The 21,902-nt window shown below is 72.8% G+C and carries 16 protein-coding genes; 12 read left to right on the top strand and 4 right to left on the bottom strand.

Annotated elements, in window-relative coordinates:
- Positions 1–80: 80 nt before the first annotated feature.
- Both P3T34_RS27085 and gabT read right to left on the bottom strand, forming a co-directional pair.
- The gene (locus tag P3T34_RS27085) at positions 81–962 is read right to left on the bottom strand and encodes a phosphatase PAP2 family protein (protein WP_280668643.1); all 882 of its coding nucleotides are present in this window, start codon (positions 960–962) and stop codon (positions 81–83) included.
- Positions 963–1,149: 187 nt separating this feature from the next.
- Entirely contained in the window at positions 1,150–2,505 is a 1,356-nt protein-coding gene (gene gabT / locus P3T34_RS27090) for a 4-aminobutyrate--2-oxoglutarate transaminase (protein ID WP_280668644.1), read from the bottom strand.
- A gap of 245 nt (positions 2,506–2,750) precedes the next feature.
- On the opposite strand from gabT, the gene P3T34_RS27095 reads away from it, so the two are divergent.
- From P3T34_RS27095 to P3T34_RS27130, 8 genes are all read left to right on the top strand, one after another.
- Positions 2,751–4,880: an ATP-binding protein gene (locus P3T34_RS27095; protein WP_280668645.1), complete on the top strand. Its 2,130-nt coding sequence runs from the start codon at positions 2,751–2,753 to the stop codon at positions 4,878–4,880.
- A gap of 208 nt (positions 4,881–5,088) precedes the next feature.
- Positions 5,089–6,801, top strand: a complete 1,713-nt coding sequence (locus P3T34_RS27100; protein ID WP_280668646.1) for a PucR family transcriptional regulator — start codon at positions 5,089–5,091, stop codon at positions 6,799–6,801.
- A 153-nt stretch (positions 6,802–6,954) separates the two neighbouring features.
- Positions 6,955–8,403 carry an aldehyde dehydrogenase family protein gene (locus P3T34_RS27105; RefSeq protein ID WP_280668647.1) on the top strand — a complete coding sequence of 483 codons (1,449 nt, stop codon included), beginning with the start codon at positions 6,955–6,957 and terminating at the stop codon, positions 8,401–8,403.
- 76 nt (positions 8,404–8,479) lie between these two features.
- Complete coding sequence (dxr, locus tag P3T34_RS27110) at positions 8,480–9,709, top strand: 1-deoxy-D-xylulose-5-phosphate reductoisomerase (protein ID WP_280668648.1); 1,230 nt, start codon at positions 8,480–8,482, stop codon at positions 9,707–9,709.
- Between the two features lie 61 nt (positions 9,710–9,770).
- A complete protein-coding gene (locus tag P3T34_RS27115; RefSeq protein WP_280668649.1) occupies positions 9,771–11,075 on the top strand; it encodes a site-2 protease family protein in 1,305 nt (434 codons plus the stop codon).
- Between the two features lie 117 nt (positions 11,076–11,192).
- Positions 11,193–12,353, top strand: a complete 1,161-nt coding sequence (gene ispG / locus P3T34_RS27120) for a flavodoxin-dependent (E)-4-hydroxy-3-methylbut-2-enyl-diphosphate synthase (protein ID WP_280668650.1) — start codon at positions 11,193–11,195, stop codon at positions 12,351–12,353.
- A gap of 141 nt (positions 12,354–12,494) precedes the next feature.
- The gene (locus P3T34_RS27125; RefSeq protein ID WP_280672423.1) at positions 12,495–13,382 is read left to right on the top strand and encodes a GNAT family N-acetyltransferase; all 888 of its coding nucleotides are present in this window, start codon (positions 12,495–12,497) and stop codon (positions 13,380–13,382) included.
- A gap of 73 nt (positions 13,383–13,455) precedes the next feature.
- On the top strand, positions 13,456–14,004 hold the full coding sequence (locus P3T34_RS27130) for a GNAT family N-acetyltransferase (protein ID WP_280668651.1): 549 nt from the start codon (positions 13,456–13,458) through the stop codon (positions 14,002–14,004).
- 5 nt (positions 14,005–14,009) lie between these two features.
- Here the strand turns inward: P3T34_RS27130 and P3T34_RS27135 are convergent, their stop codons facing one another.
- Positions 14,010–14,933 carry an aminoglycoside phosphotransferase family protein gene (locus P3T34_RS27135; RefSeq protein ID WP_280668652.1) on the bottom strand — a complete coding sequence of 308 codons (924 nt, stop codon included), beginning with the start codon at positions 14,931–14,933 and terminating at the stop codon, positions 14,010–14,012.
- A gap of 117 nt (positions 14,934–15,050) precedes the next feature.
- The gene (locus P3T34_RS39965) at positions 15,051–16,133 is read right to left on the bottom strand and encodes a DUF4439 domain-containing protein (protein ID WP_348534692.1); all 1,083 of its coding nucleotides are present in this window, start codon (positions 16,131–16,133) and stop codon (positions 15,051–15,053) included.
- Between the two features lie 249 nt (positions 16,134–16,382).
- Between P3T34_RS39965 and rimP the strand changes: the two genes are divergently transcribed.
- The 4 genes from rimP to infB all read left to right on the top strand — a co-directional run bounded on the left by rimP (position 16,383) and on the right by infB (position 21,851).
- Positions 16,383–16,973 (top strand): ribosome maturation factor RimP, encoded by a 591-nt coding sequence (gene rimP / locus P3T34_RS27145; protein WP_280668653.1) that lies wholly within the window; start codon positions 16,383–16,385, stop codon positions 16,971–16,973.
- 22 nt (positions 16,974–16,995) lie between these two features.
- The gene (gene nusA / locus P3T34_RS27150) at positions 16,996–18,021 is read left to right on the top strand and encodes a transcription termination factor NusA (RefSeq protein WP_280668654.1); all 1,026 of its coding nucleotides are present in this window, start codon (positions 16,996–16,998) and stop codon (positions 18,019–18,021) included.
- A gap of 80 nt (positions 18,022–18,101) precedes the next feature.
- Entirely contained in the window at positions 18,102–18,395 is a 294-nt protein-coding gene (locus P3T34_RS27155) for a YlxR family protein (RefSeq protein ID WP_280672427.1), read from the top strand.
- Between the two features lie 252 nt (positions 18,396–18,647).
- Complete coding sequence (gene infB / locus P3T34_RS27160; protein ID WP_280668655.1) at positions 18,648–21,851, top strand: translation initiation factor IF-2; 3,204 nt, start codon at positions 18,648–18,650, stop codon at positions 21,849–21,851.
- Positions 21,852–21,902 lie beyond the last annotated feature (51 nt).

The raw sequence follows: 21,902 nt of genomic DNA on the forward strand, positions 1-21,902 counted from the left end.
TCAGGGTAGCGGCCGACGAAGTAGGGATCCAGGCACATGTTGAGCCAGGCTCACTATCCCGCGGTAGCCGCGGGGAGTGCTCAGCGGGGCCGCGGCAGTCGGCGGGCCAGTGCCCCGAGCACCAGGCCCGACAAGCACCAGCCCGCCAGCACGTCCAGGAACCAGTGGTAGTCGCACCAGATCAGGCCCAGCCCCACCCCGAGGCCGAGCACGGCCGTGGCCGCGTACAGCGCGCGACGGGCCGCCGCGGCGAGGGTGCGGCCCAGCAGCAGCGCGCCGGCGCCGTAGGCGATGCAGGCCGTCGAGGTGTGCCCGGACGGGTACCAGCCCCACTGGCCGGGGATGACCGGCTGGCCCAGCGGCCCGGGCCGGGCGAAGTACGCCTTCGCCGGGATCACCAGCAGCGGGATCAGCAGCGCGGCCAGGGCGGCCGTCGGCAGCGGCAGCCACCAGCGCCGATCGGCGGCGTTCTGGTGCAAGTGCACGTGCGAGCGCAGGCGCCGACGCAGTCGCCAGGCGGTCAGCACGCCCGCGCCGAGCAGCACCGGCACGGCCACCGTGCTGTCCCCGAGGTCGGAGAGCAGGTGGGCGAGTCCGTTGACCAGGGAACTGTCCAGCGCCTGCCGGGCGTGCGTCACGGCGGAGCGGATGTGCTGGTCCAGCGTCAGCAGCGGTCCGTCGACGGCCACCTGCCAGGAGACCGCCACCAGCAGCACCAACAGGACCACCGGCATCGCGGCCGACGCCAGGGCCGACGTCAGGGCAGCGGTGAGCCGCCCCGGAGCAGGGGGGAGTGCTCCGGGGCGGCTGGGGTGATCGCCGTTCCGCGCGCCCCGGGGGGTGTGGGCCGGACGGTCGGTCGATCGGTCCTTTGGGGGCGTCACCGCAAGTGGCGCCTGGTTGTCCTGGATGTCGCCTGCCGTGGCCTGGTGGCCGGTCGGCGGGCGGTGCTCGCTCTCCATCCATGACGACATTACGTCAAGGCGCCTGCGCCGGAACGTACTTCCAGACAGTTCGCACAGCATCTTCACCTGATCCGGGGCAACCTCCACGCCCACTCGATCGTCTGTGCGCACATGCCTGCGCCCCGTGCCGACCTCGGCACGGGGCGCAGGCATGTGAAGGGCCGCGAGGCTGACTGACCAGGCGTCAGATGCCCGCGAAGGCGCTCTCGATGATGTCCAGGCCCTCGTTGAGCAGGTGCTCCGGCATCACCAGCGGCGGCAGGAAGCGCAGCACGTTGCCGTAGGTACCGGCGGTCAGCACCACCAGGCCCTCGGCGTGGCAGGCCTTCGCCACCGCGGCGGTGACCTCCGGGTTCGGCTCCTTGCCGCCCGGCTTGACCAGCTCGACGGCGATCATCGCGCCACGGCCGCGGACCTCGCCGATCGTGAAGCGGTCGGAGCCGGCGAACTTCTCCTGCATCGCGCGCAGGCGGTCGAGCATGACCTCGCCGATGTGCTGGGCCTTGGCGTTGAGGTCCAGCTCCTTCATCGTCTCGATCGAGCCGAGCGCGGCGGCGCAGGCCACCGGGTTGCCACCGTAGGTGCCGCCCAGGCCGCCCGCGTGCGCGGCGTCCATGATCTCGGCGCGACCGGTCACCGCGGCCAGCGGCAGGCCGCCGGCGATGCCCTTGGCGGTGGTGATCAGGTCCGGGACGATGCCCTCGTCGTCGCACGCGAACCACTGGCCGGTGCGGCAGAAGCCGGTCTGGATCTCGTCGGCGACGAAGACGATCCCGTTCGCCTTGGCGTACTCCGCGATGGCCGGCAGGAAGCCCTTGGCCGGCTCGATGAAGCCGCCCTCGCCCTGGATCGGCTCGATGATGATCGCGGCGACGTTGTCGGCGCCGATCTGCTTGTTGATGATGTCGATCGCCTGCGCGGCCGCCTCGGCGGCGCAGTTCTCGGCACCGGTCAGCCAGCGGTACGGGTAGGCCACCGGCACGCGGTAGACCTCGGGCGCGAACGGGCCGAAGCCCTGCTTGTACGGCATGTTCTTCGCCGTCATGCCCATGGTGAGGTTGGTGCGGCCGTGGTAGCCGTGGTCGAAGACCACGACGGCGGTGCGCTTGGTGTAGGCGCGGGCGACCTTGACGGCGTTCTCGACGGCCTCGGCACCCGAGTTGAAGAGCGCGGTGCGCTTGTCGTGGTCACCCGGGGTCAGCTCGTTGAGCTGCTCGGCCACGGCCACGTAGCCCTCGTACGGGGTCACCATGAAACAGGTGTGGGTGAAGGCGGCCAGCTGCTCGGTGGCCTTGGCGACCACGGCGGCGGCGCTGTTGCCGACGTTGGTCACGGCGATGCCGGACCCGAAGTCGATCAGCGAGTTGCCGTCCACGTCCTCCAGCACGCCGCCCCCGGCGCGCGCGACGTAGACGGGGAGCGTGGTGCCGACCCCGGCCGCGACCGCGCCGAGCTTGCGGGCCTGCAGCTCCTGGGACTTCGGGCCGGGGATCGCGGTGACCAGACGGCGCTCCTGCGGGAGCTGCGGTGCGGCGCTCATGTGGATTCTCCAGACGGACGTTATGACTCGGTCTTCGCAGGCTACGGCGGCCGCCGCACGGGCGGCATGCGCCACCGGGGCGCACTGGGCCGTCCGACTTGTCCTGCCCGGCCACTGGCCCCTGACGGCTGAGGCTCGGTGGCGGGGGGCGTCCGCTCCACTACATTGAGCGCGGGCGTGTCGTCGGCCGGGCGGCATGGGTATGGGAACTGCCGGGTGCGTCGGGGCAAGGGAGCGGGACCGCAATGGGACTGGACGGCACGCAGGAGCACCGCACCGACCTCGCCGCCCGACCCCCGCAGGGGCCCGCGCACCCCGCCGACGTCCCGCGGCAGGCGGGCGCGGGGGCGGGGGCGGGGGCGGGGGCGGCGGGGGGCGCGGCGCGGTTCGGTGGGGGCAGGCTGGCGGGCTGGGCGACGGCGCCGCGGGCGGAGCTGGGGCCGGGGATCTACCGGTACGGGTACCGGGCGACCAACCCGGCACACGCCGAGGCAGCGGCAGTGCCGAGCGGGCCGCTGCTGCTGCGGGCGGTGCTGAACCTGTTGGTGGGCGCAGCGGTGTACCTGAACGGCGCGGACCTGATGGCCGAGCTTCTGGGAGAGACCCTCGGAATCCGACACGTGCCTGAGCCTTATGCCATCCCGGTACTCCTGTTGGAGAACATCCCATTCGTCGTGATCGTCATCTTGATCTTTGGTCGGATGGGTCGCTGGTCGGAGGTATGGCGCCGGTACGGGGCTCCGCTGCTTGCCCGCACAGTCACCCAGGAGTCGGCTGCCGTCGGAGATGTAGAGGAAACGTTGCCGCAGGACCCCTGGGGGGCGCTGCGGGCTGGGGGGTTGGGGGATGTGTTGGGGGTGGTGGTGGAGGACGGGGTCCGGGGGGATGTCGGGGATGTGGACTACGTGCGGATCCACCGGGTGTGGCAGGAGGTGCTGGCGCAGCCGCGTCTGGTGGGGGCGTTCGGGGAGCAGTTGGCGTTGCGGGGGGCGGCGGCGTGTGCGCATCCGTCGGAGGCGCGGGATCTGCCGGTCCGGGTGGCGGAGCACGATCTGCTGGCGGGGCAGGTGCGGCTCGGGACGGCGCAGGACGTGCCCAAGAACCCGGCCGCGCACCGGGGGGCCGGGTTCGCGCTCGACCAGCAGGTGCTGGGGACCTCGCTGCTCGCGGTCGGTCCGGCGGGGACGGGGAAGACGGCGCGGCTGGCGCGGCCGGTGGCCGAGGCGCTCTGTCTGCAGGCGCTGGCCCGGACCGCGTGCGTGGTGGTGGTCGGCGCGGCCGGGGCGGACCTCGGGCCGGACGGCGGCTACGACGTGGTGATCGCGCCGGGCGATCCGTCCTCGGCGTACGGGCTGGACCTGTACGGCGCGGCGCACGATCCCGACGAGGCGGCCGCCCGGCTCGCCGACGCGCTGCTCCCCGACGAGTTGGCGCTGCGCGCGGAGAGCGCCCGGATCGCGTTGCAGCAGGTGGTCGGGCCGTTCCACGCGGGCTACGGGCGCTACCCGTCCGTGCGGGAGCTGCGGGCGCTGCTGGGCGGCGAGCCGGAGAGCTGGGAGGAGCTGGTCAAGGAGCTGCGGGCGGGCGGGCGGCTGCCGGCGCACGAGCCGGATGTGCAGCACCGCCGCCGCCAGCACGGGCGGGCCGACGATCCGGGGGCGCTGCTCGCGGACCGGCTGGCGCTGCTGGACCGGCCGGCCTTCGCCGGCTGCTTCAGCCCGTCGGGTGCGGACGCCAAGCCGGCGTTCGCGATGCGCGCGCTGGAGCATCCGCTGCGGGTGCGGGTGAAGCTGCCCGAGCGCAGCCACCCGGAGGCGGCGCGGATGCTGTCGCGGCTGGTGGTGGGTCAGTTCGTGCAGGCCGCGGCCGCGCGCGAGGACCGTTCGCTCTTCGCCGGCCTGGTGGTCGACGACGCCTCGGCGGCGCTGGACACCGGCACCGTGCAGGGGTTGGTGCGGATGCGCGGCGCGAACGCGGGGGCGGTGCTGCTGCTGCGCAGCCTGGTGGACCTGCCGGAGGCGCTGCGGGTGCCGCTGTTCGGCGCGGTCGGCTGCCGGATGGCGTTCCCGGGGATCGCGCCCTGGGACGGCAAGTTGTTCTCCGAGGCCTGGGGCACGGTGCTGGTGCGCGAGCGGGCGGTGACGCTCGCGCCGGACACCTCGGGCGGGATGCTGCGCAAGGCGGGCCGGGTCGCGCGCAAGATGCTGTCGGGGACGGCGGCGCAGACCGAGAGCGTCACCACGCGGGAGGTGGAGCGGGAGCGCTGGTCGCCGTCCGATCTGGCGCACGCGCTGCCGGCCGGGCACGCGGTGGTGTCGCTGGCGACGGTCGGCGGCGAGCAGGTGCCGCCGGTGCTGGTGGACCTGCGCAGCTGACGCGGGGCAGCAGCAGAGGCGGGGCAGGGCGGGGCGGGTCGGGGCGGGTCGGCGGATTGCCACACCGTATCGATTAGCTACGCAGCGGTGGATTCGGCGTCGCGGCTTGTCCGCAGCGTCCATAATGGGAGGGAACCCTCCCGAGAGCGAAGCTCCCTCCCGCCGCCCGGTGGCAACGACGCCACCGAGTCGTCCCACCGAAGGTGCCATGCCCCCCACACTCGCCGCAGTCGTGCGCAATTCCTCGCTCCACCTGACGGTCCTCGCCGGCGCGGACCACCTGGAGCGGCCGGTTCGCTGGGTGCACACCAGTGAGCTGGACGACCCCACGCCCTTCCTCGAAGGCGGCGAGCTGCTGCTCACCACCGGTATCAAGTTGGGCAGGAGCGCCAAGAACCTGCAGGCGTACGTCCACCGGTTGGCCGATGCCGGCGTCGTGGGCCTGGGCCTGGGGGTGGGGCTCTCGCACGCCGAGGTCCCGCAGCCGCTGGTGGAGGCGGCCGCGCAGCGCGGGCTGCCGCTGCTGCGGGTGCCCGAGCCGACTCCGTTCATCGCGATCAGCAAGGCGGTCTCGGCGGCCCTGGCGGCCGAGCAGTACGAGGCGGTGACCACCAGCTTCGAGGCGCAGGAGGAGCTGACCCGGGCGGCGCTGGGCCAGAACGGCACGGCCGCCGTGGTCCGCAAGCTGGCGACCCGGCTGGGTGGCTGGGCCGCGCTCTACGACAGCTCCGGCGCGCTGTCGGTGGTGGCCCCGGACTGGGCCGCGCGCCGCGCCGCCCGGCTGGCCTCCGAGGTCGACCGGCTGCGCCGTCGCCCGGCCCCGGCCAGTGCCGCGCTGCAGGGCCGCTCGCCGGGCTTCGACACCGCCGACGAGGACTTCGTGGTGGTCCAGTCGCTGGGGGCCGACCGGCGGGCCCGCGGGTTCCTCGCGGTCGGCACCGAGGACCGGATCACCCCGACCGAGCGCTATGTGCTGAACGCCGCCGTCGCGCTGCTCACCCTGACCCTGGAGCGCTCGCGCGAGCTGCGGCACGCCGAGGAGCGGATGGGCGCCGCGCTGCTGCGGCTGGTGCTGGCGGGCCAGGTGCCGACCGCCCGGCAGGTCGCCACCGGTCTCTTCGGTGGCCTGCCCGAGGGGACGATACGGGTGCTGGTGGCCGGCGCGGCCCCGGCCGGCGAGCGCAGCGGTGACGCGGACACGCCGCTGCACGACCTCACCGAGCTGGCCGAACGGGCCGAGCAGGCCGGGGCCCGGGGCGGCGAGAAGCTGCTGGTGGCCCGCGAGAGCGTGGCCGCCAAGGAGAGCCGCGATGGCCGGGAGAGCCGGGACGCCAAGGACGGCAAGCAGGGCCGGGAGGCCAAGGGCGCCAAGAGCGGCAAGGACGGCAAGGACGGCAAGGAGTCCGCGGACGGCGCCGCACCGGTCGAGCGCCTGGTGCTGCTCGCGGTGGACGGCGGCGCGGTGCACCGGGCCTGCCTGGGCGCGGTCGAGGAGCACGAGGGCCTGGCGCTGGGCGTCTCGGCCCCGGCGCCGATCGACGAGGCCGGCGCCGCTTTCGCGCAGGCCGAGCGCGCGCTGGCGGTGGCGCTGCGCGGCGGCCGCCGCTCGGTGGGCCACGAGGAGGTCGGCGCGGGCTCGCTGCTGCCGCTGCTGGGCGAGGACGCCGTGACGGCCTTCGCCGAGGGCCTGCTGCGCCCGCTGCGCGAGCACGACCGGACCGCCCGCGGCGACCTGGTCGCCTCGCTGCGCGCCTGGCTCTCCCGGCACGGCCAGTGGGACGCCGCCGCCGCCGACCTCGGCGTGCACCGGCACACCCTGCGCTACCGGATGCGCCGGGTCGAGGAACTGCTCGGTCGCTCGCTGGACGACACGGACGTCCGGATGGAGCTCTGGCTGGCTCTCAGATCGGGAGAGGACTAATCGGGATAGGACTAGAGGAGTAGGCCGAGGTGGAGTGCCCGGCCGCCGCGGCGCTACGGACCGGACAACCCGCGACGACCGCCTCCCGACCTACCGTGGTGTCAGGCCCCACAGTGGTGGAGCACTGACGACGAGGAGAGGGCCGGTACCACCGTGACCACGACCACGACCCATGCATTCTGGCTGGCCGGCCGCCAGGCGACCGGGGACAGCACCTTCGAGGTCCACCACCCCTTCGACGGTCGCCTGGTCGGCACGGTCAGCGTGCCCACCGACGCGCAGGTCGACGAGGCGGTCGAGGCCGCCGTCGCCGCCGCCCCGGTCTTTGCCGCGACCCCCGCGCATGTGCGCGCCTCCGCGCTGGACCATGTGTCCCGCCGACTGGCCGAGCGCACTGAGGAGATCGCCCAGCTGATCACCGCCGAGAACGGCAAGCCGATCAAGTGGGCCCGCGGCGAGGTCGGCCGGGCCGTCTCGGTCTTCCGCTGGGCGGCCGAGGAGGCCCGCCGCACCAACGGCGAGACCATGCGGCTGGACACCGACCCGGGCGGCGTGGGCCGCTTCGCGGTGGTGCGCCGCTTCCCGCGCGGCGTGGTGCTGGGCATCGCCCCGTTCAACTTCCCGCTGAACCTGGTCGCCCACAAGGTCGCCCCGGCGATCGCGGTCGGTGCCCCGATCATCCTCAAGCCGGCTCCCGCCACGCCGCTCTCGGCGCTGGTGCTCGGCGAGATCCTGGCCGAGACCGACCTGCCGGCCGGCTCCTGGAGCGTGCTCCCGGTGGCGAACGAGAAGATGCCGGCGCTGGTGCAGGACAGCCGCCTCCCGGTGATCTCGTTCACCGGTTCGGACACCGTCGGCTACCAGATCATGGACTCGGTGCCGCGCAAGCACGTCACCCTGGAGCTCGGCGGCAACGCCGCGGCCGTGGTGCTCGCCGACTGGTCCTCCGAGGCGGACCTGGAGTGGGCGGCCACCCGGATCGCCACCTTCGCCAACTACCAGGGCGGCCAGTCCTGCATCTCGGTGCAGCGGGTGATCGCCGACGCGTCCGTCTACGACGCGCTGCTGGAGCGGGTCGTCGCCAAGGTCGGCGCCCAGGTGACCGGCAACCCGAGCGACGACGCCACCGACGTCGGCCCGCTGGTGGACGAGAAGGCCGCCAAGCGCGTCGAGGCCTGGGTCGAGGACGCCGTCGCCAAGGGCGCCAAGGTGCTCACCGGCGGCACCCGCGACGGCGCGACCTACGCCCCGACCGTGCTGACCGAGCTGCCCGCCGACGCGATCCTGGCGACCGCCGAGGCCTTCGGCCCGGTGCTCTCGCTGCACAGGGTCGAGGGCACGGACGAGGCGTTCGCGGCCGTCAACGACTCGAAGTTCGGCCTGCAGGCCGGTGTCTTCACGCACGACGTGCAGACCGCCTTCCGGGCCCAGCGCGAGCTGCAGGTCGGCGGCGTGATCATCGGTGACGCCCCGTCCTACCGCGCCGACCAGATGCCGTACGGCGGCGTCAAGGACTCCGGCGTCGGTCGCGAGGGCGTCAAGTACGCCATGGACGACTACACCTACGAGCGGGTCCTGGTGCTCACCGGTCTCGACCTCTGAGTCCATCCGTACCTCGGCGCACCGTCCCTTCCGGGGCGGTGCGCCGGTGCGTTCCGGGCAGGCCACAATGGAGCCCATGAACTCGCTCGCCCACCCGCAGCTGCGCTTCACTCCGGTCGTCGACGATCCGTCGGGTCCCAGGGAACTGGTGATCCTCGGCTCCACCGGCTCGATCGGCACCCAGGCCATCGACATCGTGCTGCGCAACCCGGAGCGCTTCCGGGTGGTCGCGCTCTCGGCGGCCGGCGGGCAGGTCGAGCTGCTGGCCGAGCAGGCCTTCCAGTTGGGCGTGCACACCGTCGCGGTGGCCCGCCCGCAGGCCGAGCCGGCGCTGCGCGCGGCGCTGGCCGCCCGTGCCGCCGGTCGCCCGCTGCCGACCGTGCTGTCCGGCCCGGACGCCGCCACCGAGCTGGCCGGCCTGCCCTGCCACTCCGTGCTGAACGGCATCACCGGCTCGATCGGCCTGGCGCCGACGCTGGCCGCGCTGCGCGCGGGCCGGGTGCTGGTGCTGGCCAACAAGGAGTCGCTGATCGTCGGCGGTCCGCTGGTGAAGGCGGTGGCCAGGCCCGGCCAGATCGTCCCGGTCGACTCCGAGCACGCCGCGCTCTTCCAGGCGCTGACCGCCGGCACCCCGCGCGAGGTGCGCCGCCTGGTGGTGACCGCCAGCGGCGGCCCGTTCCGCGGCCGCTCCCGGGAGCAACTGTCCGCGGTCACGCCCAAGGACGCGCTGGCGCACCCGACCTGGGCGATGGGCCCGGTGGTGACCATCAACTCGGCCACCCTGGTCAACAAGGGCCTGGAGGTCATCGAGGCCCACCTGCTCTACGACATCCCGTTCGACCGGATCGACGTGGTGGTCCATCCGCAGTCGGTGGTCCACTCGATGGTGGAGTACACGGACGGATCCACGCTGGCCCAGGCCAGCCCGCCGGACATGCGGATGCCGATCGCCCTGGGCCTCGGCTGGCCGGACCGGGTGCCGGACGCCGCTCCGGGCTGCGACTGGACGAAGGCCACCAGCTGGGACTTCTTCCCGCTGGACGACGAGGCCTTCCCGGCGGTCTCGCTGGCCCGTGAGGTGGGTACGCTCGGCGGCACGGCACCGGCCGTCTTCAACGCCGCCAACGAGGAGTGCGTGGACGCTTTCCTGGGCGGGCGGCTGGCCTTCACCGGCATCGTCGACACCGTCGCCAAGGTGGTCGCCGAGCACGGCAGGCCGGTGTCGGGAACTTCTCTGACGGTCGAGGACGTCCTGGATGCGGAGGGCTGGGCTCGTGCGCGGGCCCGTGAACTCGCGGCAGGGTGATGGCCGGGCCCGTCCGGGCGCATGATGGTGGCGAGTGGAGCGGCATGACGGAGGACCAGCAGTGACGGCAGTAATGACGGTGCTCGGCATCGTGGTCTTTGTCCTCGGGCTCCTGATCTCGATCGCGTGGCACGAGCTGGGCCACCTCTCGACGGCCAAGTTGTTCGGCATCCGGGTTCCGCAGTACATGGTCGGCTTCGGGCCGACCATCTGGTCCCGGAAGAAGGGCGACACCGAGTACGGCTTCAAGGCCATCCCGCTGGGTGGCTACATCCGCATGATCGGGATGTTCCCGCCGGGCGCCGACGGGCGGATCACCAAGCGCAGCAGCTCGCCGTGGCGCTCGATGATCGAGGATGCCCGGGAGGCCAGCTACGAGGAGCTGCTGCCCGGAGACGAGGACCGGCTCTTCTACAAGCGCAAGCCGTGGAAGCGCGTCATCGTGATGTTCGCCGGGCCGTTCATGAACCTGATCCTGGCGTTCGGGCTCTTCCTGGTGGCGATGATGGGCTTCGGCGTCCAGCAGTCGATGCCGACCGTCAGCGTCGTCTCGCAGTGCGTGCTCCCGGTCAGCCAGGCCGGCCAGAACTGCAAGCCGGACTCGCCGCCCTCCCCGGCCGAGGCCGCCGGGCTCAAGAAGGGCGACACGATCGTCTCCTTCGGCGGCGACCGGATCCACACCTACCAGCAGCTGCAGGACGACATCCGCAAGTCGGCCGGGCAGACCGTGCCGATCGTGGTGCGCCGTGACGGGGCACAGGTGCCGCTGAGCGCGGCGATCCAGACCAATGTGCTGTCCAAGGTCGACGCCAACGGCTACCCGATCCCGAACCAGACGGTGACGGCCGGCTTCCTGGGCATCGAGCCCACCACCGGCGTGGTCCAGCTGGGCTTCGGCGACAGCGTCAGCCGGATGTCCGACATGGCCGACACCGGGCTGCACTCGCTGGTGGCGCTGCCGGGCAAGATCCCCGCGCTGTGGGGCTCGGTCTTCGAGGGCAAGCCGCGCACCGCCGACCAGCCGATCGGCATGGTCGGCGCGGCCCGGATCGGCGGCGAGGTGGCGAGCATGCACCTGCCCGCCTCGCAGCGGATCGCCTTCATGGTGAACCTGCTGGCCGGGATCAACCTCTCGCTCTTCCTGTTCAACATGCTCCCGCTGCTCCCGCTGGACGGCGGCCACGTCGCCGGGGCGCTCTGGGAGTCGCTGCGCCGGCACACCGCCCGCCTCGTCAAGCGGCCCGACCCGGGCCCGTTCGACGTGGCCAAGCTCATGCCGTTGGCGTACGTCGTGGCGAGTATCTTCATCGGTTTCACGCTGCTGGTGCTGGCCGCCGACCTGATCAACCCGGTCAAGATCAGCTAGCACCGACGTGGGCGCGTGCGCCGGGCCTGTTCCGGGTGCCGTACCGTGGACGCCGGGCGCGCCGCCAGTCGCGCGCCCGGCTGAACCATCACCTCAACCCCGGGGAACCCTGCGCACATGACCGCGATCTCGCTCGGTATTCCGTCCCTGCCGCTCAAGCCGCTTGCCAAGCGCCGCTACTCCCGGCAGATCATGGTGGGCTCTGTTCCGGTCGGTGGTGACGCGCCGGTGTCGGTGCAGTCGATGACCACGACGGTGACGGCCGACATCAATGCGACGCTGCAGCAGATCGCGGAGCTGACGGCCTCGGGCTGCCAGATCGTGCGGGTGGCGGTGCCGACCCAGGACGACGCGGACGCGCTGCCGATCATCGCCAAGAAGTCGGGCATCCCGGTGATCGCGGACATCCACTTCCAGCCGAAGTACGTGTTCGCGGCGATTGACGCGGGTTGCGCGGCGGTGCGGGTGAACCCGGGCAATATCAAGCAGTTCGACGACAAGGTCGGCGAGATCGCCAAGGCCGCCAAGAGCGCCGGCGTCCCGATCCGAATCGGTGTGAACGCGGGGTCGCTGGACAAGCGGCTGCTGGAGAAGTACGGGCGGGCGACGCCCGAGGCGCTGGTGGAGTCGGCGCTGTGGGAGTGCTCGCTGTTCGAGGAGCACGACTTCCGGGACATCAAGATCTCGGTGAAGCACAACGACCCGGTCGTGATGATCAACGCCTACCGGCAGCTCGCGGCGGCCTGCGACTATCCGCTGCACCTGGGCGTGACCGAGGCGGGGCCGGCGTTCCAGGGCACCATCAAGTCGGCGGTGGCGTTCGGCGCGCTGCTGGCGGAGGGTATCGGGGACACCATCCGGGTCTCGCTGTCGGCGCCGCCGGCGGAGGAGGTCAAGGTCGGCAACCAGATCCTGGAGTCGCTGAACCTGCGTCAGCGCGGTCTGGAGATCGTGTCGTGCCCCTCCTGCGGGCGGGCGCAGGTGGATGTCTACAAGCTGGCGGAGGAGGTCACCGCCGGGCTCGAGGGCATGGAGGTGCCGCTGCGCGTGGCGGTGATGGGCTGTGTGGTGAACGGTCCGGGTGAGGCCCGCGAGGCGGACCTCGGGGTGGCGTCGGGCAACGGCAAGGGGCAGATCTTCGTGAAGGGCGAGGTGATCAAGACGGTTCCGGAGTCGAAGATCGTCGAGACCCTGATCGAGGAGGCGCTCAAGCTCGCCGAGCAGATGCAGGCCGAGGGCGTGGCATCCGGCGCACCGACCGTGATCGCCGCCGACTGACACCGTGGCTCGCAGGTCAGCGGGGTCGTCTGCACGCGCAGGAACCCCGCTGCCGCTGCCGCTTCGGGTGGCGGAGTAGGGTGCGGCGAGGCCGTTGAATGAGGTGCTGTGCTCGATCGAGGTGTGAAGCTCCCCAGCTCGCTGCAGGCTGCACGGGGTCAGACCAATCCGTCCGGCCGCCGGCTCGGGGAGGCCACTCGCGTCCTGGACGGCCCGGATCTCGCGGACACCCTGGAGGTGCTGCGCCGGGACCCGGTGGTCAACGCGTTCGTCGCGACCCGGGTCGAGGCCGTCGGACTCGACCCCTGGCGGCTGGGCGGCGAGATGTGGGGCTGGTTCGACCAGGACGGCCGCCTGGAGTCGCTCTGCTACGCCGGGGCCAACCTGGTCCCGATCAACGCCGGACCCGAGGCGGTCCGCGCCTTCGCCGAACGGGCCCGCCGGCAGGGCCGGCGCTGCTCGTCGATCGTCGGTCCGGCCGAGTCCACCTCCGGGCTCTGGGCGCACCTGGAGCGCAGCTGGGGGCCGGCCCGCGAGGTGCGCGGCCACCAGCCGCTGCTGGCCACCAGCGCCCCCTCCGCCGACGTGGCGCCCGACCCGCTGGTCCGCCGGGTCCGCAAGGACGAGCTCGACCTGCTGATGCCGGCCTGCGTGGCGATGTTCACCGAGGAGGTCGGGGTCTCCCCGCTGGCTGGTGACGGCGGCCTGCTCTACCAGGCCCGGGTGGCCGAACTCGTCAGCACCGGAAGGTCGTTCGCGCGCATCTCGGAGCAGGGCGAGGTGATCTTCAAGGCCGAGATAGGCGCCGTCACGCAGGGCGCCTGCCAGATCCAGGGGGTCTGGGTCGCCCCGGCCCACCGCGGCCGGCGGCTCTCCGAGACCGGCATGGCCGCCGTGCTGGAGATCGCGCTGCGCGAGGTCGCCCCGGTGGTCAGCCTCTATGTCAACGACTACAACCTGCCGGCCCGCGCCGCGTATCACCGGGTGGGATTCCGGGAGATCGGCGCCTTCATGTCGGTACTCTTCTGACCCTGCGTCCGCTCGCGACGGATTCGACACGCCCCAGGCGTTGGACGAATGATGAAGGAGTAACCTCCCCGGCATGGAGCAGCTGTCCGAGGTGACCATCGAGCCGATCGACCTGGCGGCCTGGGCACCGTACGCGCTGGAGGTGCAGTCGGCCGCCTTCGGGCTGTCGCCGGAGGAGATCGCGGTCCGGCTGCAGATCGTCGGCCGGCACGCGCAGCAGCCCGGGGTACTGGCGCTGGGGGCGCTGCGCGGCGGCCGGCTGGTCGGCTTCGGCTACGGGATGCCCAATCAGCGCGAGCACTGGTGGAGCACCGTCATCGAGCCCTACCTGGAGGCGCGCGGGTACGGCGACTGGCTGGACGGCGTCTTCGCCATCACCGAGCTGCACGTGCTGCCGCAGTACCAGGGCTACGGGCTCGGCAGCTCGCTGATCCGCACGCTCTGCGAGCAGTCGGGCCTGCGCCGCAGCATCCTGTCGGCGATCGACACCGAGACCCCGGCCCGCCGCCTCTACCGCTCGCTCGGCTACCGCGACCTGGCCCGCGCGGTGCGCTTCCCCAACACCGACCGCCCGTACGCGGTGATGGGCGCCCGGCTGCCGCTGCTGGACCGCTGGGCCTGAAGGCTTTACAGCCAGCCCGCGAACTCCAGATGGAGCTCGGCCTGCGGGGTGTCGCCGGCCTCCAGGTGCCACAGCCCGGCCGCCACGGTGCGCAGCAGGGTCCAGCCGCGCAGCCGGTCGTGGTCCACGTCGACGGCGTCGGCCAGCAGGTGCAGCCGGCGGCGGGCCGCGCCGCGCGGGCCGGGGGAGCCGGCCAGCGTGTCCTTGCGGTCCTGGGCCAGCCAGGCGAGGTCGTAGGCGCGTTCGCCGACCAGCGGCTTGGGATCGATCGCCAGCCAGGGCGCCCGGTCGGCGGCCATCACATTGCCATGATGGAAGTCGCCGTGCAGCAGGTACTGCTCGGGTTCGGAGGCCAGCAGCCCGGCCGCGGCCTCCAGTGCCTCGTCCACCAGCGGCTGGGCGTCGACCTGCTCGGCCAGCGGCCGACGGCGCCTCAACTCCGCGCAGAGCCTGCCGACATGCTCGGACACCGAGGTGAACGGGTGGCCCGCGCCGGGCGCGGTCCACAGCCGCTGCAGCAGACCGGAGGCCTCCAGCATCGCCTTGGCCTCGGCCAGCGAGCGCAGCGGGATGTCGCCGTGCAGGCGCTCCAGCAGCATCAGGCCCTCGGCCGGTTCGGCGGCCAGCATCAGCACCGCGCCGCGCCCGGCCCAGTGCGCCAGGGCGGCGTGCTCCTGGGCGGTCTCGCGGGTGACCAGCCCGGCCTTGAGCACGGCGGGGCCGCCGTCGTCGCGGCGGACGTAGCCGATCAGGCTGAGCCGGCCGCCTGGCTCGCAGATCCGGTCCAGGGTGAGGTCCCAGCGCGCGAGTTGCTCGGCGAAGCGGGCGGGCAGCTGTGCCAGCCAGGCCGCACCGTGCTCGCCCTCCCAGCGCAGGACGGTGTCCCGCAGCCGGTCCGGAATGCTGATCTGTCCTGGCGCTACCGACATGCTGGCCTTCCGCGTTGGTGCCTTCGTGCCGCTACCCGTCCATTGTCGTCCATGGACGGGTGCGTTCGGCTGAGACGCGCTGCTCAGAGCGGGTGCGAGCGCCCGGCTGCCCCGGCGTCAGGAGCGGGGCGAGGCCGACGGCGAGACCGACGGCGAGGCCGCCGGTGACGGGGGCGCGGCCGGCATGCCCGGGAGCGCGTCGGCGGCGGCGCCCCACTGGCTGCCGCGCAGCACGCTCTCGCGCAGGGCGGTGGCGGCGCTCATCCGCAGCGATCCGCCGGTGTCGGCGACCAGGTCGGCGTAGACCGCCGTCAGCCGGGTCTCGATGTACGCGGCGAGTCGGCCGGCCGCGGCGGCGTCCGGGACGGCGAAGGGGAGTTGGTAGCCGGGGGCAGCGGCGGCGGGGGTCGCGCCGCCGGCGGCCAGGTTGCGGTGCCAGGCGTCCCGGCGGGCCTCGTGCGCGGCGTAGGCCGCACGGGCCTGCTCGCGCTGCGGGCCGACCGGGGTGCGGGCGGCGATCACGCCGTAGCCGTAGACCGCCGCGTGCTCGGCGGCGAGCGCGGCTTGCAGGGCGGTCACGGCCGAGGCCGGCAGCGGGGTGGCGGATGCCGCGGCCGACCGGGTCGGCGACGCGGACGCCGACGCGGACGCGGGCGCCGGGGAGGGGTCGGCGGTGACCGGCACGGTCACTACGCCCGGATCGCCCAGCAGCGCCGCGTGCAGTGCGTCGGCCGCGGAGACCGAGGCCAGCAGCCGGGCCAGCTCGGGGGAGGCCGCGTCCAGGTCGGTGAGCCGGGCCTGCGCGGTGCTCAGCTCGGCGGCGGCCAGCAGGGCGACGGTCGGGGCGGCGCCCGGGGCGGCGCCCGGGGCGGTGGCGGCGGGCGACGGCGAGGCCGAGCCCTTGGCCGCGGCGCTCGCCGGCAGTCCGACGGCCAGTGCCGCGCGCTGCTGCGCCACCTCGGCGCGCAGCGGCCGCAGACGGGCGTCCGTGGCGCCGGCGCCGGCCAGCAGCGCGTCGTACTGGGTGAGCAGGGTGTCGCTGGCGGCCACCGCGCGGCTGCGGATCGGCAGGTCCGGGTCGGCCTTGTGGCCCCCGCCCGCGCCGCCGCCGGAGCCGTCCGAACCGGAGCAGGCGGCCAGCAGGCCGGCCAGGGCCAGGGTCCCGGCGGCCAGGAGGGTCCGCCGGCTGGGGGACTTCATCGACGCGCTCCCGCTTGGTCGTGCGGATGCCACCGGTGCCCCCGCTGCCGTGATGATTATTGGACTAACCGTGAAAGTATGGTGTTCGCCCGCCAGGACCGTACCTTCCGGCGTTCGGCCGACCGACAGCGGGGCGGCCGCGTCGCCCCGTGCCGCGCCCGGAATCGGCGGTTTGGGGGTTGACCCGATAGGCTTTGGGCCGAGTTACGAACTTCTGACAACAGCAGACGCGGCCGAGGAGTCACCCGGATGAGCACCACCCCCACCGATCGGTTGCGTGCCCTGTTGGAGCCGCTGGCCGTGCAGGCGGGTCTGGACCTTGAGGACATCAAGGTGAGCCAGGCCGGCAGCCGCCGCCAGGTACAGATCGATGTGGACGCCGACGGCGGTGTGGATCTCGATGCCATCGCCGAGTTCAGCCGCGCCGTCGGCGAGGCACTGGACGAGTCCGACGTGATGGGCAGCGCCGCGTACGTGCTGGAGGTCGGCTCGCCGGGCGTGGACCGCCCGCTCACCGAGCTCCGCCACTGGCGCCGCAACGTCGGGCGCCTGGTCAAGGCCCAGCTCACCGACGGCACCGAGATCGTCGCCCGGGTGTTGGAGGTCGACGAGGACGGCGGCCTGCTGGTCGAGGTGCAGCCGGTCAAGGGGCGCGGCCGGGCCAAGGAACGCAGGCTGGCCCTGGCGGAGGTCGCCAAGGCGCGCGTCCAGGTCGAGTTCAACCGCAAGGACGACGAGCAGCTGCTCGTCGACGGCGAGGACTCCGCGGACGAGGCCGAGGCCGACCTCGACGACGACCTTGACGACGACAGCGACGACGACACCGACGAAGAGCTTTAAGAAAGAAAGAGGAGGCGTAGCCGTGGACATCGACATGAGTGCCCTGCGTGGGCTGGTGACCGAGAAGAACATCCCGTTCGACCTGCTGGTCGAGTCGATCGAGTCGGCGCTCCTCATCGCGTACCACCGGACCGAGGGCTCACGCCGCCGGGCCCGGGTCGAGCTGAACCGCAAGACCGGGCACGTGACCGTGTGGGCGCTGGAGGACGCGAGCGAGCTCGACGAGGGCGTCGAGCCCAAGGAGTTCGACGACACCCCGAGCGGCTTCGGCCGGATCGCCGCCAGCACCGCCAAGCAGGTGATCCTGCAGCGGCTGCGCGACGCCGCCGACGACCAGACCTTCGGCGAGTACGCGGGCAAGGAGGGCGACATCGTCACCGGTGTCGTCCAGCAGGGCAACGACCCCAAGAACGTGCTGGTGGACATCGGCAAGCTGGAGGCCATCCTGCCTCCGCAGGAGCAGGTCCCCGGCGAGGACTACAAGCACGGCACCCGGATCCGCAGCTATGTGGTGGCGGTCCGCCGCGGCGTGCGCGGTGCCTCGGTGACCCTCTCGCGCACCCACCCCAACCTGGTGCGCAAGCTGTTCGCGCTGGAGGTCCCGGAGATCGCCGACGGCAGCGTCGAGATCGCCGCGATCGCCCGCGAGGCCGGCCACCGCACCAAGATCGCGGTCTTCTCGCGCCGCCAGGGCCTGAACGCCAAGGGCGCCTGCATCGGCCCGATGGGCGGCCGGGTGCGCAATGTGATGGCCGAGCTGCACGGCGAGAAGATCGACATCGTCGACTGGTCCGAGGACCCGGCCGAGATGGTGGCCAGCGCGCTGTCCCCCGCCCGGGTGACGAAGGTCGAGATCGTGGACTACGCGCAGCGCTCCGCACGAGTGATCGTGCCCGACTACCAGCTGTCACTGGCGATCGGCAAGGAGGGGCAGAACGCCCGTCTGGCCGCTCGGCTGACCGGCTGGCGGATCGACATTCGCCCGGACACCGAGACCGGTGACGAGGGCGGTTCGGACCGTCGTGGCGGGGAATCCGCCGTCGATTAGTCGTGTTGTCACCCAGTAGTCGTGGTCCTGTTCCGATCAGCGGGGCCGCGGTCACTGCCTGCGGAGGGGTAGACTTGAAGGTGTCCGGCCGGACGCGTGTCCGTGCATGCCCAGAACGCACCTGCGTGGGCTGCCGCAAGCGAGCGGCCAAAGACGAGTTGCTGCGTGTTACGGCGGTCGAGGGCTCTTGTGTCCCCGATCCTCGGGGCACGCTGCCTGGCCGGGGAGCGCATCTGCACCCCGACCCGGGCTGTCTCGACCTGGCGGTCCGCCGTCGGGCGTTTCCGAGGGCCTTCCGGCTCCAGGGAGTGCTCGACACGGAGACTCTGCGCGTATACGTCGAGTCCCGGACCACCGGCGCCCCGGCCTCCTGAGGAGCAGTTCTCAGGTCACCCGGAGGGCACCACCCCCGCCGTGAGCGGGGAGAACCACCGTAAAAGAACTCGGCGCGCACACCACGATGCTGTGCGCCACCAGTCAGGTACCTCGCGAGTTGGAAGTAGGTCGAGATTGCGATGAGCACTCGATGAGTACGCGATGAGTACGCGATGAGTACGCGATGGGTTCGCCCATGAAGTAGCAACGGTCCGGCGGACGATCACCCCGGACTTTTAGACAGGAGTGAAGTGGCTAAGGTCCGGGTATACGAGCTCGCCAAGGAACTTGGCTTGGAGAGCAAGGCCGTGATGGCCAAGCTCACCGAGCTGGGTGAGTTCGTCCGTTCAGCGTCCTCGACGATCGAGGCGCCGGTCGTGCGCAAGTTGACTGACGCTCTGGGAGTGGCCCCTACGGGTGGTTCCGCTGCCAAGCCTGGCCCGCGGAAGCCCGCGGCGCCCCAGCCCGCCGGCACCGCCGGTGCGGCCGCACCCAAGCCGGGTGCTCCCACCCCGGGTCCGCGGCCTGCCGCGACGCCGGGTCCCCGTCCCACCCCCGCCGCTGCGGCTCCCGCAGCGGCTGCACCGGTTGCGCCCGCCGCACCGGTCGAGGCGCCGCGTCCGGCCGCCGCTGCTCCGGGCCCGCGCCCGGCCGCGCGTCCGGCCACGCCGGCTCCGGCTGCTCCGGCGGCCGAGTTCTCCTCGCCGACCCCCGTGGTCGGCGACGCCCCCGCCGCGCGCCCCGCCTCCCCGGCGCCGCGTCCGGCGGCCGCTGCTCTGGCAGCCGGCAGCGGCGCCCGTCCGGGCCCGCGTCCGGCCGGCCCGCGTCCGGGCAACAACCCCTTCACCTCGGGCAGCGCGACCGGAATGGCGCGCCCCGGCGACCGCCGTCCGGCCGCTCCGGGTGCCGGTGGCGCTCCGCGTCCCGGTGCTCCCGGTGCTGAGCGCGGTGCGCGTCCCGCCGGTGGCGAGCGCGGCCCGCGTCCGGCCGGCGCTCCCGGTGCCGACCGTGGCGCCCCGCGTCCCGCCGGTGACCGTGGCCCGCGTCCCGCCGGTGCCCCCGGTGCTGAGCGCGGTGCCCGTCCCGCCGGTGACCGTGGCCCGCGTCCGGCGGGTGCCCCCGGTTCCGACCGCGGTGCCCGTCCCGCCGGTGGCGCCCCGCGTCCCGACGGCATGCCCCGTCCGGCCGGCCCCCGTCCCGGTGGTCCGAGCCCGTCCGGCATGCCGCGCCCGAACCCGGGCATGATGCCGCAGCGTCCGGCTCCCGGCCCCGGCGGCCGTGGCCCCGGTGGCCCCGGCGCCCGTCCGGGTGGTCCCGGTGCTCGTCCCGGTGGTCCGGGTGGTGCCGGTGCCGGTGGCGCTCGTCCCGGCTTCGCCGGTCGTGCGGCCGGTCCGGGCTCGCGTCCGGCCGGTGGCGGCGGCTTCGGCGGCCCCCGCCCGGGTGGCGGTGCCGGTGGCGGCGGTGGCTTCGGCCCGCGTCCCGGTGGCTTCGGCGGTCGTCCCGGTGGCCCGGGTGCCCGTGGTGGCACGCAGGGTGCCTTCGGTCGTGGCCCGGGCGGTCGCCCGGCTCGCGCTCGCAAGTCGAAGCGCGCGCGTCGCCAGGAGTACGAGGCCATGCAGGCCCCGTCCGTCGGCGGTGTGATGCTGCCCCGTGGCAACGGTGCTTCGGTCCGGCTGCCCCGCGGTGCGTCCCTGATGGACTTCGCCGAGAAGATCAACGCCAACCCGGCCGCGCTCGTCTCGGTGATGTTCAACCTCGGCGAGATGGTCACGGCGACCCAGTCGGTCTCCGACGACACGCTGCAGATGCTGGCCGGCGAGATGGGCTTCGAGCTCGAGATCGTCAGCCGCGACGACGAGGACCGCGAGCTGCTGGAGTCGTTCGACATCGACTTCGGTGCCGACGAGGGCGACGAGGACGAGCTCATGCCTCGCCCGCCGGTCGTCACCGTCATGGGTCACGTCGACCACGGTAAGACCCGACTGCTCGACGCGATCCGCAAGACCAACGTGGTCGCCGGCGAGGCGGGTGGCATCACCCAGCACATCGGTGCCTACCAGGTCTCGGCGGAGGTCAACGGCGAAGAGCGCCGGATCACCTTCCTCGACACCCCGGGTCACGAGGCGTTCTCCGCCATGCGTGCCCGTGGTGCCAAGTCCACCGACATCGCGATCCTGGTGGTCGCGGCCAACGACGGTGTCATGCCGCAGACGGTCGAGGCGTTGAACCACGCCAAGGCCGCCGGTGTGCCGATCGTGGTCGCGGTCAACAAGATCGATGTCGAGGGTGCCGACCCGACGAAGGTCCGCGGTCAGCTGACCGAGTTCGGTCTGGTGGCCGAGGAGTACGGCGGCGACACCATGTTCGTCGACATCTCCGCGCGCCAGGGCCTCAACATCGAGCAGCTGCTGGAAGCGGTCGTGCTGACCGCCGACGCCTCGCTCGACCTGCGGGCCAACCCGGAGCAGGACGCGCAGGGTATCGCCATCGAGGCGCACCTGGACAAGGGTCGCGGCGCCATGGCGACCGTCCTGGTCCAGCGTGGAACGCTGCGTGTCGGTGACTCGATCGCCGTCGGTGACGCCCACGGCCGCGTCCGCGCCATGCTGGACGAGAACGGCAACAACGTCGCCGAGGCGGGCCCGTCCCGTCCGGTCCTGCTGCTCGGTCTCACCTCGGTGCCCCGCGCCGGCGACAGCTTCATCGTCGTCGACGACGACCGCACCGCGCGTCAGATCGCCGAGAAGCGCTCGGCCCGTGACCGCAACGCCATGTTCGCCAAGCGTCCGATGCGGATCTCCCTGGAGAACCTGGACCAGGCGATCGCGGCCGGCGGCATCCAGCAGCTCAACCTCATCATCAAGGGTGACGTTTCCGGTTCGGTGGAAGCCCTTGAGGACGCGCTCGTCAAGCTGGACGTGGGCGACGAGGTCGAACTCCGGATCCTGCACCGCGGTGTGGGTGCCATCACCGAGTCCGACGTGGACCTGGCGATGGGCTCGGACGCCATCATCATCGGCTTCAACGTGCGCGCCGAAGGCCGCGCCCGTACGGCGGCCGACAAGGAAGGCGTGGATGTCCGGTACTACTCGGTCATCTACCAGGCCATCGAGGAGATCGAGGCAGCGCTCAAGGGCCTGCTCAAGCCCGAGTACGAGGAGGTGCGCCTCGGCTCCGCGGAGATCCGCGAGGTGTTCCGCAGCTCCAAGTTCGGCAACATCGCGGGTGTCATCGTCCGCGAGGGTCTGCTGCGCCGCAACGCCAAGGCCCGCCTCATCCGCGATGGCAGGCTCATCACGGAGAACCTCACCATCGAGGGTCTGCGTCGTTTCAAGGACGACGCGACCGAGGTCCGCGAGGGCTTCGAGGCCGGTGTGACCCTGGGGTCGTTCAACGACATCAAGGTCGACGACGTCATCGAGACGTTCGAGATGCGCGAGAAGCCGCGGGCGTAACGCCCACCGGTTTTCCGGGGCCGGTCGGCGGGGAAATTCCCGTCGACCGGC

This window comes from Kitasatospora sp. MAP12-44, assembly GCF_029892095.1.
GTDB lineage: Bacteria > Actinomycetota > Actinomycetes > Streptomycetales > Streptomycetaceae > Kitasatospora.

Bases quoted from the DNA above. Each gene is read 5' to 3' on its own strand.
- P3T34_RS27085 (WP_280668643.1), bottom strand. From the start codon at position 962: ATGGAGAGCGAGCACCGCCCGCCGACCGGCCACCAGGCCACGGCAGGC.
- gabT (WP_280668644.1), bottom strand. From the start codon at position 2,505: ATGAGCGCCGCACCGCAGCTCCCGCAGGAGCGCCGTCTGGTCACCGCG.
- P3T34_RS27095 (WP_280668645.1), top strand. From the start codon at position 2,751: ATGGGACTGGACGGCACGCAGGAGCACCGCACCGACCTCGCCGCCCGA.
- P3T34_RS27100 (WP_280668646.1), top strand. From the start codon at position 5,089: ATGCCCCCCACACTCGCCGCAGTCGTGCGCAATTCCTCGCTCCACCTG.
- dxr (WP_280668648.1), top strand. From the start codon at position 8,480: ATGAACTCGCTCGCCCACCCGCAGCTGCGCTTCACTCCGGTCGTCGAC.
- ispG (WP_280668650.1), top strand. From the start codon at position 11,193: ATGACCGCGATCTCGCTCGGTATTCCGTCCCTGCCGCTCAAGCCGCTT.
- P3T34_RS27130 (WP_280668651.1), top strand. From the start codon at position 13,456: ATGGAGCAGCTGTCCGAGGTGACCATCGAGCCGATCGACCTGGCGGCC.
- P3T34_RS27135 (WP_280668652.1), bottom strand. From the start codon at position 14,933: ATGTCGGTAGCGCCAGGACAGATCAGCATTCCGGACCGGCTGCGGGAC.
- P3T34_RS39965 (WP_348534692.1), bottom strand. From the start codon at position 16,133: ATGAAGTCCCCCAGCCGGCGGACCCTCCTGGCCGCCGGGACCCTGGCC.
- rimP (WP_280668653.1), top strand. From the start codon at position 16,383: ATGAGCACCACCCCCACCGATCGGTTGCGTGCCCTGTTGGAGCCGCTG.